Consider the following 13,536-nt stretch of genomic DNA (forward strand, 5'->3'; position numbering starts at 1 on the left):
GAGCCGGACGGGGTCAGGTCTTGAGCGGCAGGCTCAGCACGAACACGCTGCCGCCGCCCTCGCGGGCCTCGCAACGCACCGAGCCGCCATGGCGCTCCGCGATCTGCTTGACGAGGCTCAGCCCGAGCCCGACGCCGCCGGCCTGCTCGGCATGGCCGGGCAGGCGGTAGAACGGCTCGAAGATGCGATCGCGCAGGCCGTCAGGCACCCCGGCCCCGCGGTCCGCGACCCGCAGCTCGAGCAGGCGGCCGATCGGCCGCAGGCTCAGCTCGACGCTGCCGCCCCCGTAGCGACGGGCGTTCTCCAGGAGATTGCGAAGCGAACGGCGGATCAGGCGCTCCTCGCCCTGCAGCCGCAGCTGCGAGTCCCGCTCATCGGAAAGCAGCTCGGCCCCGCTGCGTGCGCATTCCTCGGCGGCCAGCCCGAGCACGTCCACGGCATCCTGCTGGATCTGCTGGCTGCCGCTGTCGAGGCGGCTGGCCAGCAGCACTTCCTCGACCAGGGCATCGAGCTCGGCGATATTGGTCTGGATCTCGACCTTGAGCTTCTGGCGCTGGGCGTCACCGGCGTCCTCGAACATGGCGAAGGCCATCTTCAGGCGCGCCAGGGGCGAGCGCAGCTCATGGCTGGCGTTGGCCAGCAGACTCTGGTGCGAGCGCAGCAGCGCCTCGATGCGCCCCGCGGCCTCGTTGAAGCTGCGCGCCACGGCGGCCACCTCGTCCCGGCCGCTGTCATCCACGCGATGGCTCAGCTGGCCGTCGCCGAAGGTCTGCACGCCGGACTTGAGCGCCTCGAGCCGCCGGGTGAGACGGCGCACCACCGGGAAGGCGCCGGCCGCGATGCCCACGAACAGCAGCACCAGCACGATCGCCAGGCCCTGGCCGTGGAAGAGCCGCGGCCCGAGCAGCATCGGCGCCCCCCAGGGGCCGTCCTCGCGCCGGATCATCGGCGGGCCGGCGTTGCCTTCCGAGCCGTGCGCCGGTCCCTGGCGGGCCTCGGCACGCGGCCCGGGAGGCCGGATATTGCGAATGAAGGCAATGTGGCGGCCATCGTCCAGCGTGATCTCCAGCTGACGCTGGCCGGGGAAGTCTTCGCGGCGCTCGAACAGCTCGGAGGCCCCGATGCGCTGCCCCTGGGCATCCTCCAGCGCCAGCGCCATGCGCAGCCGCTGGCCCCACTCCTCGATGGCGCGGGCCTGCTGCTCGCGCGGCGCATCCGGCGGCGGCAGGGCCCGCTGCAGCAGCACGGCCATGGCCTGCCAGCGCTCGCCGGCAGCCACCTCGGCGTTGCCGCGCTCCTGCTCGATCTGGCGCTGGAACAGCCAGGCCGCCCCCAAGGCGAAGGCGGCCAGCACGACGATGACGGTGAGGTAGATGCGCCAGTAAAGAGACTTCACGCCTGGCCTTCGGAGTCCTGCTTGCGGGCGAACACGTAGCCGGCACCGCGGACGGTCAGCACACGGCGCGGCGTCTTGGGATCGTCTTCGATGACGGCACGGATGCGGGAGATGTGCACGTCGATGGAGCGATCAAAGGCTTCCAGCGGATGGCCCTTGAGCGAGTCCATGATCTGGTCGCGCGACAGCACACGGCCGGGGCTCTGCGCCAGCACGACGAGCAGGTCGAACTGGTGACTCGTGAGGTCGCAGGGCTTGCCCTCGAGGCGGGCCATGCGGGCGGCCAGGTCGATCTCCAGACGGCCGAAGCGCAGCACCTCCACGCCCTGCATGTCCGGCTCGGCCCGGCGCAGCAGCGCCTTGACGCGGGCCTGCAGCTCACGCGGCTCGAAGGGCTTGGGCAGGTAGTCGTCGGCGCCCAGCTCCAGCCCGAGGATGCGGTCCATGGGCTCGCCGCGGGCCGAGAGCATCAGCACCGGCAGGCGCTTCATGCGGGCGTCGCGGCGCAGCTCGCGGCAGAAGTCGAGGCCGTCGCCGTCCGGCAGCATGATGTCCAGCACGGCCAGGTCGTACACGCCCTGCTCCAGCATCTGCCGGGCCGCGGCCAGATTGGGCGCCACGTCGATGTCGAAACCGGCCGACTGGAGGTAGGCCCCCACCATGTCGGTCAGGCGGGCGTCGTCGTCGATCAGCAGCAGTCTGGAATTCATGGTGGGCAGATGGCTGGCACAGCGCGCCCGGGCCGAGGCCCGGTCGGCGTGCGCCGCGGAAGGAAAGTAGGCCTGAAGCATAAGCGCAGTCCTGAGCGAACGATCCGGGCTCGAGGGCTCACTGGCCGCCGCGGGACTTCATGTGCTCGGCCATGCGGGCCTGGCGCTGCTTCATCTTGGCGGCCAGCTTGGCACGCTGCTCGGGGGTCAGCACACGGGCGACGTCGATCATGGCCTGGCTCATGCGCTTGGAGACCTGCTCGTGCAGCGCGCTGCCCTTGACGCGCAGGGCCTCGATCGCGGCGGCATCGACATTGGTGGCGGAGAACAGCGCCAGGCCCTGCTCGTGCAGGCTGCGCAGCGCGTCCTGCTGCGTCTTCAGCTCCTTGCGGGCCGTGTCCATGATGGTCTTGATCTGGGTCCGCTGGGCGTCGGTGGCGTCCACCAGGTCCAGCATGTGCTCGACGTGGCCGCCCATCATGCCGCCCATCATGCCGGGGCCGCCCATGCCGGGATGGCGCTGCGCCTGGGCCCCTCCGGCCACGAGGGCCAGGGCCATGGCGGCGGCGGGAATCAGGCGCTTGAGATTGAGGCTTTTCATACAACTGCTCCTTGGGTGGGATGGAGTCAGTGTCGGCAGCGCCAGTAAGCCCGCCATGCCGTGGCGGTGAAGAAGCGTAAAGAAAGCCGTGGGGACATGTCCGGCGGCCGGCGCCCGCCCTGAAGCGGCCCTGAAGCGGCCATGAAAAAGAGGCCCTCGCGGGGCCTCTTCTCGTCGCTGCGTGGGCTGGCGTCTGTGCCGCCGGCCACGCCGTGCTCAGCGGATGGGCTTGAAGCGCATGCGCTTCGGGCGCGCGCCTTCCTCGCCCAGGCGCTTCTTCTTGTCGGCTTCGTACTCGTGGAAGTTGCCGTCGAAGAAGAACCACTGGGAGTCGCCCTCGCAGGCCAGGATGTGCGTGCAGATGCGGTCCAGGAACCAGCGATCGTGCGAGATCACCATGGCCGAGCCGCCGAACTCGAGCAGCGCCTCTTCCAGCGCGCGGAGGGTTTCGACGTCCAGATCGTTGGACGGTTCGTCAAGCATCAGCACGTTGCCGCCCTGGGCCAGGGTCTTGGCCAGGTGCAGACGGCCGCGTTCACCGCCGGAGAGCTGGCCGACCATCTTCTGCTGGTCATTGCCCTTGAAGTTGAAGCGGCCGATGTAGGCGCGGCTGGGCATCACGAACTTGCCGACGACGATGTTGTCCAGACCGCCCGAGACGTCTTCCCACACCGTCTTGCTGCCGTCCAGGCTCTGGCGGCTCTGGTCGACGAAGGCCAGCTTGGCCGTCTTGCCGATCTTGACCGTGCCCGTATCCGGCTGCTCCACGCCCTGGATCATGCGGAACAGCGTGGACTTGCCGGCGCCGTTGGGGCCGATGATGCCGACGATGGCGCCCGGCGGGACCTTGAAGCTGAGGTTGTCGATCAGCACGCGGTCACCGAAGGACTTGGTGACGTTCTCGAACTCGATCACTTCATTGCCCAGGCGCTCGGCCACGGGGATGAAGATCTCGTTCGTCTCGTTGCGCTTCTGGTATTCGACGTCGCTCAGTTCCTCGAAGCGGGCCAGACGCGCCTTGCTCTTGGCCTGGCGGCCCTTGGCGTTGGAGCGCACCCACTTCAGTTCCTCCTTCATGGCCTTGGCGCGGGCGTCTTCCGACTTCTGCTCCTGCTCCAGGCGGCGTTCCTTCTGGTCCAGCCAGTCGGAGTAGTTGCCCTTCCAGGGAATGCCGTGGCCACGGTCCAGTTCCAGGATCCACTCGGCGGCGTTGTCGAGGAAGTAGCGATCGTGGGTGATGGCCACCACGGTGCCGGGGAAGCGTTGCAGGAACTGCTCCAGCCACTCGACGGATTCGGCGTCCAGGTGGTTGGTGGGTTCGTCGAGCAGCAGCATGTCGGGCTTGGACAGCAGCAGACGGCACAGGGCCACGCGGCGCTTCTCACCGCCGGACAGCACGCCGATCTGGGCGTCCCAGGGCGGCAGGTTCAGGGCGTCGGCGGCCAGCTCCAGCTGCAGGTCGGTGTTCTCGGAGCCGGCGGCGGCGATGATGGCCTCCAGCTCGCCCTGCTCGGCGGCCAGGGCGTCGAAGTCGGCGTCCGGCTCGGCGTAGGCCGCATAGACCTCGTCCAGGCGCTTCTTGGCGGCCAGCACGCCGCCGATGCCCTCCTCGACCGCCTCACGCACGGTCTGGTCCGGGTTCAGCTTCGGCTCCTGCTCCAGGTAGCCGATCTTGATGCCCGGCATGGGGATGGCCTCGCCCTCGATCTCCTTGTCGACGCCGGCCATGATCTTCAGCAGCGTGGACTTGCCCGAACCGTTCAGGCCCAGCACGCCGATCTTGGCGCCCGGGAAGAAGGACAGCGAGATGTCCTTCAGGATGTGACGCTTGGGGGGAACCGTCTTGTTGACACGGTTCATCGAGAAAACATATTGGGCCATGGCTTACTCAGGGTTGAGAGCAGGTGAACGATCGGAAACTTCAGGAATTCGGGGCGACACCCGGCCGGGAGGGCCTCGACCAGGGGCCGAGGCCAGTGCGGCGGCAGATGGCGGGTGCCGGGAGCAGGCGGGCGGACACCGCAGCGTTCGCTGGGCCGGAGGCTGCACCGGCCACTACTTCCGCCGCTTCCGCCGCTTCCGCCGCTGCAGCCACTACCACCACTGCCGGTGCATCCCACCGGCGGCGCTGGTCGGCAACTCCCGAGCCAAACCGCTATTGTCGCAGTTTCCGGGCCTGCGCCGGGACGCGGCGCGCACGGCTGCACAGCCCGTCACGACATTTCATTTGCGGACTCGACCCCCGGCGTCAGGTGCGCACCTATAATGGCCTTCGACGCTACGGCTCACAGTCTTGCCGTGGCGTCATTTTTTTTTGAGCTCAAGCACCCCGCCCCGCCGGGCCCGAAGACTGGCGTCGCACACAATGCGGCGCGGCCTGGCCTCGAGCGGTTGGCGTGCGAATCCTGCAGTCGATGAGTTTTGATTCCCTGGGCCTGGCCGAGCCCCTCCTGAAGGCCATTGCCGACGCCGGCTACTCCACCCCCACCCCCATCCAGAGCCAGGCGATCCCCGCCGTGCTCCAGGGCGGCGACCTGATGGCAGGGGCCCAGACCGGCACTGGCAAGACCGCAGGCTTCACCCTGCCGCTGCTGCACCGTCTCTCACTCCAGAAGCCGAGCCGCGACGCCCGCGGCCGCATCCCCATCCGTGCCCTCGTGCTGACGCCCACGCGTGAGCTTGCGGCCCAGGTGGAGGAAAGCGTGCGCCTCTATGGCAAGTACCTGCCCCTGACGTCCATGGTGATGTTCGGCGGCGTGGGCATGCAGCCCCAGATCGACCGCCTTCGCAAGGGCGTGGACATCCTGGTGGCCACGCCCGGCCGCCTGCTGGACCATGCGCAGCAGGGCACGCTGGACCTGTCCCACGTGCAGATCCTGGTGCTGGACGAAGCCGACCGCATGCTGGACATGGGCTTCATCCATGACATCAAGAAGGTCCTGGCCCTGCTGCCCCAGAAGAAGCAGAGCCTGCTCTTCTCGGCCACCTTCAGCGATGACATCAAGGCCCTGGCCGACCGTCTGCTGAACCAGCCGGCGCTGATCGAGGTCGCCCGTCGCAACCAGACGAACGAGTCCATCGCCCAGAAGATCCATCCGGTCGACCGCGACAAGAAGAAGGAGCTGCTGGCCCACCTGATCCGTCAGGGCGACTGGCACCAGGTGCTCGTCTTCACCCGCATGAAGCATGGCGCCAACCGCCTGGCCGAGTACCTGAACAAGGAAGACATCTCGGCCATGGCCATCCATGGCAACAAGAGCCAGGGCGCGCGCACGAAGGCGCTGTCCGAGTTCAAGGCCGGCACCTTGCAGGTGCTGGTGGCGACGGACATCGCCGCCCGCGGCATCGACATCGACCAGCTGCCCCACGTCGTCAACTACGAGCTGCCCAACGTCCCCGAGGACTACGTGCACCGCATCGGCCGTACGGGCCGGGCGGGCGCCAAGGGCGAGGCCGTGAGCCTGGTGTGCGTGGACGAGAACGGCTTCCTGCGCGACATCGAGAAGCTGATCAAGCGCGAGATCCCGCGCGAGGTCGTGCCCGGTTTCGTGCCGGACCCGAACGCCAAGCCCGAGCCCATCGTGCTGGGCCGCATGGTGCTCAATGGCGGCGGCGGTGCCGGCCGTGGGGGCCGCAGCGGTGGTGGCGGCGGTGGCCGAGGCGGCCGCCCGTCGGCAGCACCCCGGGGCGATGCCCCGCGTGGTGACGGCCGTGGCGACAACCGCGGCGGTGACCGTCCGCGCCAGGACGCCGGTCGCGGCCAGGCGCCGGCACGGCGTGACGGCGCGCCGTCCCAGGGTCGCAATGCGGGGGGCCGCACGGACGCCCCGCGGGGCGGCCAGGGCCAGCGCCCGGCCAGCAGCGGTGCGCCGCGCCAAGGTGGCGGCGGCGCCCGGCTGACCAGCCCCAAGCGCTGATCTCCCAGGCCTGACAAGGCCCTCCCCTCGAAAAGCCCGGCCATGCCGGGCTTTTTTGTTGGTGCCACGACGATCCTGCGTCCGGCAGGCAATCCCCCAGGCGGTGGAGGCGCATACACCGGCAAGGGTCTCCCAGGAGGCCGGGCATGCCTTTCCCTGAGACACTCCTGCCCTCGAAAAATGCAGGCACCCCCGGATGTCACGGCGGGCGCCACAGGGAGGATCGAATGAGCGAGCCCGCAGCGCCGCAAGACAAGCACGTCGCCCGTGCGCACGACGACACCCGGCAGGCGCCACCTGCCGACCTGAGCGGCGAGCCGCCGTTGTCCGGGACGGCCTTGGTGGAGCGGCTCGCCCGCCCTGGCTCTGCGTACCGACGCCAGACCTGGATCGCGCTGCTTGCCCTGCTCTGCTTCGTCACCCTGTACCTGGCACTCGCCACCTGGTTCGCCTGGACGGCCTTCGAGCTCACCATCGGAGGCGGCATGGGGCAGGACGCCCTGTGGGGCTGGCTGGGCGGGCTCGGTGCCGCCTTTCTCGCGGCCCTCATGTTCCGGGCCCTGTTCTTCGTCAAGCGCGGCGGCACGGACCGCCTGCTCGAACTCCGTCCGCAAGACCAGCCGGAGCTCTTCGCCTTCCTGCACCGGCTGGCTGACAAGGCCGGCGCGCCGCGCCCGCACAAGGTCTTCCTGAGCGCGGACGTGAACGCCTCGGTCTTCTATGACCTGAGCCTGCTGAACCTGCTCATCCCCTCGCGCAAGAACCTGCTGATCGGGCTGGGGCTCGTCCAGGCCCTGAACCTGGGCGAGTTCCGCGCGGTGCTTGCCCATGAGTTCGGCCACTTTGGCCAGCGCGCCATGGCGGTGGGACGCTGGGTCTACGTGGCTCAGCAGATCGCCCGGCACCTCGTGGTGCACCGGGGAAAGCTGGACGAGGTGCTGCAGCGCGTTTCCCTGTGGGACCTGCGCATCGCCTGGCTCGGCTGGGGGCTGCGGCTCGTCGTCTGGTCGGTGCGAAGCCTGGTCGAGAGCGCCTACCGCGCCGTGGACCTGCTGCAGCGCGCGCTCTCCCGCGAGATGGAGATGAATGCCGACCTGGTGGCCGTCGCACTGACCGGCAGCGACGCGCTGATCCATGCCCTGTACCGCCTCCAGGCCGCCGATGACGCCTGGTCTCGCGCCATGACCTTCGCGATGGGCGAGAAGCAGGCCGGACGCCGGGTGGGCGACCTGTTCGCCCTGCAGTCTCAGATCCAGCAGCAGCTGGGCAGCCTGCTGCAGCAGCCGGACCATGGCCAGCCACCGCCCCTGCCCGAGGATGCGGCGGGGCACCGCATCTTCCAGCCCCAGCTGGCGCAGCCGCCCCGCATGTGGCAGAGCCATCCGCCAAGCCACGAGCGCGAGGCCAATGCGAAGCGCCAGTACCTCCACGCCCCGATTGACGACCGGCCGGCCTGGGCGCTGTTCCAGGAGGCCGCGGCGCTGCGGGTGCAGGTCACGGCGCTCGCCCTGCGCGCAGGCGAGGTGTCCTCCGACCACAAGGCCCACGACCCGGCGGAGGCCGGCGAAGCGGGCCCTGCGCACCCGGATGAGTCGCTGCAGCGACTGCAGCAGCAGTTCGAACGCGAACACCTCGATGCCCGTTACCGCGGCCTCTATTTCGGACATTCCCCGGTGCGCCACACGGCCGACGCGCAGGCCCTGTGGCAGGACTGCCCCGGCTTCGAGCGCAGCCAGCTCGTGGACCTCTATCCCGCCCGGCTGAGCCAGGACATGGCGCGCCTGAGCGCGCTGGAAACCGAGCAGGGCCAGCTGCAGGCGCTGGAGCGCGGCCATCTGGAGGCGCAGGGGGGCGTGATCCGCTTCCGCGACCAGACGCTCAGCCGCAAGTCCCTGCATGTCGCGCTGCAGCAGGTGCAGGCAGAGCTGCAGGCCCTGCGCGAGTCGCTGCGCCTGCAGGACCTGCGCGTGCGCAGCCTCCATCTGGCCGTGGCCGACCGCCTGGGACAAGGCTGGCCCGAGCACCTGCGAGGCCTGATCACCGCGCTGCATTACGGCAGCCACGGCGAGGCCAATCTGCGTGACCTGCAAGGGCTGCTGCAGCACACGATCCGACAGACCACGGCCACCGGCCGGGTCAACGATGCCGGGCGTCAGCGCATCGTCGAGGCGGCCAGCGCGCTCCAGCAGGCCATGCACAAGCTGGACCAGGAGGCGGCGCTCGTGCAGCTCGACGCCGTGCTGGCCGACGCCCTGCACATCGAGCAATGGCGGCAGGCGATCGGCGAGCTGCAGCTGCCCTGGCCCACCGCGCAGAACCTGGGCGACTGGCTGAACGTGATCGACGGCTGGGTGGACCAGCAGTCCAATGCCTGCGGCGCCCTGCGACGCGAGGCCCTGGAGCTGCTGCTGCACACCGAGAAGCGCGTGGTGCGCCAGTGGCTGAGCGAGATCAACCCCGGCGCGGCGCCAGGCCGCAGCCAGTTTCCGCCGGCACCCGATGTCCTGCTCGAAGGTCAGGAGCGCCCGCGTGATTTCCGCCAGAGTCTCTGGGTTCGATTCCAGACGGCCGACGGCTGGCTGCCGGCCACGGCACGCCTGGTGGTCGCCGGCGGCATCGTGATGTCGGTGCTCGGCTTGGGCGGCCTGGCCATGCAGGCCACCGTGAGTCTCTACAACGGCCTGGATCGACCGGTCGTCGTGACGCTGTCCAACGGCGAGACGCTGTCGCTGGCCCCGGGCGAGCACCGGCTCACCAAGGCGCCGGCCCACCGCGTGCTGGGGGTGGAGACGCGCACGGCGGATCGGGCGCTGATCGAGCGCTTCGAGGCCCCCGTGGGCGGTGCGTTCGAACATTACATCTACAACGTCGCCTCGGCCGCCGCCATGGTCGAGTGGACCGCCGTCTACGGAGGCGGCTCGCCGCCGCCGCCCACCCGTGTCGGCACCGCGCGCTGGCGGGCCAGCGAGGCTCGCCACGTCTTCGAGGATCCGCCCCGCAGCATCCGGACCAAGGGAGGTGGCGAGTCCCGTCGCGTCCTCGAGGCCGTGCCGGTGAACCAGGTCACGACGCAGCTGTCGGCCCTGCCGCCGGACGAAAAGCCGGAGCGCCTGATTCAGGCCCACGCCCGCTGGGACGCCTCGGACAGCGCCGGCATCGCCCTCTGGTGGACGCTGCTCGGCGACGGCCCCGCCGCCCGGGAGATCCTCGCCCAGCGCCTCAAGGAGACCCCGGCGGACCTCATGTGGCGGCGCATGGAGATGGACCAGGCCGACGCGCCGCGGCGGGAGGCCTTGTGCACGCAGATCAAGGCGCAGGCCAGGCAGTCGCCCGACGACGCCGACCTGCGCTACCTGTCCGTGCGATGCCAGCCGGAGAGCGAGTCCAAGGGCCAGGCCTTCATCGACGGCGCACAAGCCCATCCTCGGCACCTGTGGCTGGCCTACGCCGCGAGCATGGCCCATGCCGAGCAGGCGCACTGGGCGCAGGCCAGGGCAGGCTGGGACTTCGTGCGCCAGCGCAGCGCCGCCCTTGCCGAGGAGGTCAACGTCGATCTGGCCCGGCTGGCGCGCTGGCAGGGCGGCCTCACCAGCGCCGAGCTGGACAAGCTGATGCAGACGCTCAGCCCCGCCTCACAGGAGCTGAAACTGCACCTCGCCCTGGAACGCGGCCAGGACCACGGTGGTGCCTGGGCACGGGCCTACGGCGCCCTGTCCAGCGGCCAGCTGGAGCAGGTGCTGTCGCGGGCACCCGCGCCGGAGGGCTCGCGCGATCCGCGGCTCATCCGTCTGCTGGGGGCATCGGATACGGCCAGTGCCCCCCTGCTGCAGGCGGCGCTGCGACTGCCCGTCGAGGCGGGGGTCGATGCCCGCAGCTACTGGAGCAGCCTCGGCCTCGCCTTGCGGGAACGTCAAGGCCACCAGGAGCTCCTCGCCCTGCTGCCGACCTATGCGGCACAGGTCGGTCGGCTGGACGAGGCCCGCCTGCGACGGTTCATCGCGGCCCTCGAGCAGCGCCGCCCCACGGCGGAATGCACCGCGCTGATGCAGGGCATGCCCCTGTTCATGCGCGGCCAGGCGATGAGCATGGCCGCCATCGTCTACGGGTCCAAGGCCCCAATGGCCTGGCGCATCGGAGCCGAGTCCCTGCTGTTCGGCGACGAACGCCCCTACTTCCAGACCCGCTGACGCGCGGTCCTTCGCCTTCACCCCTTGTTCCGAAAGTCACCCCATGAAAATCAAAGGCATCGAGAACCTGAGCCCAGCACAGATCCAGGCTGCCGTCGACGGCGGAGCCCGCTTCGTCCTCTTTCCCTACTGCCTGTCCGTGGTCGTGATGTCCTTCAAGCGCAGCTCCGACATCTACTTCATCCCCGCAGGCGAGAGCGTGGCCGGCAAGGCCGCCCTTCACAGCCTGGCTTCGCTGCTGCTGGGCTGGTGGGGCATCCCGTGGGGGCCCATCTGGACGGTCAGCACCGTGTTCACCAACCTCACCGGCGGCCGGGACGTCACGTCCGAGGTGATGAGCCAGTGGCAGGCCTCGAGTGCCGCATCGGCTGCCTTCGTGCAGGCGCCCGGACGCGGCTGACCGGCTCACGGCTCGCTCCCCGACGTCAGCCGGCGCTCGTCACCGTGCGTTACAGCAGCGCTGCCCGCGCCGCCGCGAGCGGCATTGCCGCCCCCTACACTCGCTCCGACGCCTACACCAAGGGAGAGAGACTTTGACGCATCGCCCCATTGCCATCACCCATTCACTGCTCAGCCTCGGCCTCATCCTGGCCTTCGCTCAGGCCCAGGCCGCCCCCCAGCCCGAGCCGGGCGAGTGGCTCGTCCGGACGCAGGAGACCCACGAGGGCAATCCGAAGGTCCTGCAGGCGCTGGCCAGCCTGAAGGCTCTGCGCAATGCCAGCGCCCAGGGCCTGCCCCCGGGCAAGGCACCGGCCGCCGCCAGCCCCAACAGCGTGGAGGAGGAGCGCGATTGCATCACCGCCGAGGACGTGCGCGAGATGCAGCCCCGGCAGACCCTCCAGCAGCTCGTCACCGGCGGCGCGGAAGGCTGGAAGTGCCAGTTCACCGACCCGCAGAACGACCAGCTCCAGTTCAGCTGCCGCAGCCCGAGCGGCCAGACCTCCAAGGGGCAGGCGCTGATGCGCTTCGGCGCCCGGACGTTCAGCTACGAAATCAGCGGCACGGTCGAGCACAAGCCGGGGGACGCCAGCAGCCGCGTCACCAGCAAGTGGGCCGTCGACGGCCGCTGGCTGGCCGCCAAGTGCAGCGCTGCCAGCCTGGCGCAGCGGGATCGTTGATCGGCCCCCTTGACCTGCGTCATGACCTGCGCCTTGACCCGCACTTCTGACCTGCGCCGTTGACCCGCACCTGGGCCCCCTGCCCTTGACTCGTGCCGCTGATCGACGACGGCACTGCCGGCGGGCGTCGATGACTGGCATTGACCTGGCTCAAGCGGCGTCCCGGGCCGCCGGCGCCCCCTGAGCCACAATCGCCAGCACACCGCGCCCCGCCAGCGGGGCCGATCCTGGGGAGTGAGCCATGCGCGTGAGTTTCCTGGGAGCCGCCGACACCGTCACCGGCTCCCGCCACCTGATCGACACCGGCGGGCAGCGCCTGCTGCTGGACTGCGGCCTGTTCCAGGGCTACAAGGCCCTGCGCGAACGCAACTGGCTGCCGCTGGGCGTCCCGGCGCACAGCATCGATGCCGTGCTGCTCTCCCATGCCCACCTGGACCACAGCGGCTACATCCCGGCCCTGGTGCGGCAAGGCTTCAAGGGCCAGATCTTCTCGACGCCGGCCACGCGCAAGCTCTGCGAGGTCCTGCTGTCCGACAGCGCCCACCTGATGGAGGAGGACGCCCGCCGCGCCAACCGCACGGGCAGCACCCGCCATGAGAAGGCCCTGCCGCTCTACACGCTCAAGGATGCCCAGCATGCGATCACGCATTTCGTGGGCCTCCCCCGCGATGGCCGCCTGAAGCTCGGCAAGAGCGAAATCCGCTTCACGCCCGCGGGGCACCTGCTCGGGGCGTCGTGCATCACGGTGCAGAGCGAGGGGCGCCGTCTGGTGTACTCCGGGGACCTCGGCCGCAGCAAGGACCTGATGCTGCCCCCGCCCCAGCCGCTGGAGGAGGCGGACGTCCTGCTCATCGAGTCGACCTACGGCGACCGCCGCCATCCGCCTGAGGACGTGCAGGAGCGGCTGGGCCGCATCATCCGCGCCACGATCGAACGCGGCGGCAGCGTGCTGCTGCCCAGCTTCGCGGTGGGCCGCGCCCAGGCGCTGCTCCTGGTGCTGCAGCGCCTGCGGGCCGCGGGCGAGATTCCCGGCAACCTGCCCATCGTGCTGGACAGCCCCATGGCCCGCGAAGCCACCGAGATCACGCTGGAGTACCGCCGCCTGGCGAAGGTGTCGCCCGGCGAGCTCTCCCGGCTGTGCGAAGGAGTGACGCTGGTGAGCAAGCCGCAGGAGTCCCTCAAGATGGCCCAGGCGATGACACGCCGACCCGGCGTGGTGATCTCCGCCAGCGGCATGGCCACCGGCGGCCGGGTGCTCAACTACCTCCAGGTGATGGCACCGCAGGCCCGGAACCACATCTGCTTCGCGGGATTCCAGGTGGGCGGCACGCGGGGCGCCAAGCTGGTGGCCGGTGACCGCGAGGTGAAGCTGCGGGGCGAGTTCGTGTCGGTCAACGCGGAGGTGAGCCACCTCGAGGGCTTCTCCGGCCACGCCGACAGCGAGGAGCTGATGGCCTGGCTGCGCCAGTTCCGCCGCCCGCCGGAGCAGACCTTCGTCGTGCATGGCGAGCCCCAGGCAGCCGATGCCCTGCGCAGCCGCATCCAGGACGAGCTAGGCTGGGCCGTGCGCGTGCCGCAGCAGGGCGAGTCCGTGGAGGTCTGAGCCC

At 70.0% G+C, this 13,536-nt stretch carries 9 protein-coding genes; 5 read left to right on the top strand and 4 right to left on the bottom strand.

Features of this window, described 5'->3' with window-relative positions; translation table 11 throughout:
* Positions 1-13 precede the first annotated feature (13 nt).
* The 4 genes from QRD43_RS19735 to ettA all read right to left on the bottom strand — a co-directional run bounded on the left by QRD43_RS19735 (position 14) and on the right by ettA (position 4,588).
* Positions 14-1,396, bottom strand: a complete 1,383-nt coding sequence (locus tag QRD43_RS19735; protein ID WP_285984217.1) for a sensor histidine kinase — start codon at positions 1,394-1,396, stop codon at positions 14-16.
* Positions 1,393-2,106 carry a response regulator gene (locus tag QRD43_RS19740; RefSeq protein ID WP_285984218.1) on the bottom strand — a complete coding sequence of 238 codons (714 nt, stop codon included), beginning with the start codon at positions 2,104-2,106 and terminating at the stop codon, positions 1,393-1,395. Before QRD43_RS19740 ends, QRD43_RS19735 begins: the two co-directional genes overlap by 4 nt.
* Positions 2,107-2,224: 118 nt before the next feature.
* Entirely contained in the window at positions 2,225-2,707 is a 483-nt protein-coding gene (locus QRD43_RS19745; protein WP_285984219.1) for a Spy/CpxP family protein refolding chaperone, read from the bottom strand.
* A gap of 216 nt (positions 2,708-2,923) precedes the next feature.
* Positions 2,924-4,588, bottom strand: a complete 1,665-nt coding sequence (gene ettA / locus QRD43_RS19750; RefSeq protein ID WP_285984220.1) for an energy-dependent translational throttle protein EttA — start codon at positions 4,586-4,588, stop codon at positions 2,924-2,926.
* A gap of 533 nt (positions 4,589-5,121) precedes the next feature.
* Here ettA and QRD43_RS19755 point away from each other — a divergent pair.
* The 5 genes from QRD43_RS19755 to QRD43_RS19775 all read left to right on the top strand — a co-directional run bounded on the left by QRD43_RS19755 (position 5,122) and on the right by QRD43_RS19775 (position 13,532).
* Positions 5,122-6,624, top strand: a complete 1,503-nt coding sequence (locus tag QRD43_RS19755) for a DEAD/DEAH box helicase (protein WP_285984221.1) — start codon at positions 5,122-5,124, stop codon at positions 6,622-6,624.
* 227 nt (positions 6,625-6,851) lie between these two features.
* Positions 6,852-10,811, top strand: coding sequence for a M48 family metallopeptidase (locus tag QRD43_RS19760; protein WP_285984222.1), 3,960 nt, complete (start codon positions 6,852-6,854; stop codon positions 10,809-10,811).
* 43 nt (positions 10,812-10,854) lie between these two features.
* Positions 10,855-11,211 (top strand): hypothetical protein, encoded by a 357-nt coding sequence (locus tag QRD43_RS19765; RefSeq protein ID WP_285984223.1) that lies wholly within the window; start codon positions 10,855-10,857, stop codon positions 11,209-11,211.
* A 133-nt stretch (positions 11,212-11,344) separates the two neighbouring features.
* Positions 11,345-11,929, top strand: coding sequence for a DUF3617 family protein (locus QRD43_RS19770; protein ID WP_285984224.1), 585 nt, complete (start codon positions 11,345-11,347; stop codon positions 11,927-11,929).
* Between the two features lie 241 nt (positions 11,930-12,170).
* Positions 12,171-13,532 carry an MBL fold metallo-hydrolase RNA specificity domain-containing protein gene (locus QRD43_RS19775; RefSeq protein ID WP_285984225.1) on the top strand — a complete coding sequence of 454 codons (1,362 nt, stop codon included), beginning with the start codon at positions 12,171-12,173 and terminating at the stop codon, positions 13,530-13,532.
* Positions 13,533-13,536 lie beyond the last annotated feature (4 nt).

Source organism: Roseateles subflavus, from assembly GCF_030285365.1.
GTDB classification, from domain to species: Bacteria; Pseudomonadota; Gammaproteobacteria; order Burkholderiales; family Burkholderiaceae_C; genus Roseateles_B; species Roseateles_B subflavus.

Bases quoted from the DNA above. Each gene is read 5' to 3' on its own strand.
- QRD43_RS19740 (WP_285984218.1), bottom strand. From the start codon at position 2,106: ATGAATTCCAGACTGCTGCTGATCGACGACGACGCCCGCCTGACCGAC.
- QRD43_RS19745 (WP_285984219.1), bottom strand. From the start codon at position 2,707: ATGAAAAGCCTCAATCTCAAGCGCCTGATTCCCGCCGCCGCCATGGCC.
- ettA (WP_285984220.1), bottom strand. From the start codon at position 4,588: ATGGCCCAATATGTTTTCTCGATGAACCGTGTCAACAAGACGGTTCCC.
- QRD43_RS19755 (WP_285984221.1), top strand. From the start codon at position 5,122: ATGAGTTTTGATTCCCTGGGCCTGGCCGAGCCCCTCCTGAAGGCCATT.
- QRD43_RS19760 (WP_285984222.1), top strand. From the start codon at position 6,852: ATGAGCGAGCCCGCAGCGCCGCAAGACAAGCACGTCGCCCGTGCGCAC.
- QRD43_RS19765 (WP_285984223.1), top strand. From the start codon at position 10,855: ATGAAAATCAAAGGCATCGAGAACCTGAGCCCAGCACAGATCCAGGCT.
- QRD43_RS19775 (WP_285984225.1), top strand. From the start codon at position 12,171: ATGCGCGTGAGTTTCCTGGGAGCCGCCGACACCGTCACCGGCTCCCGC.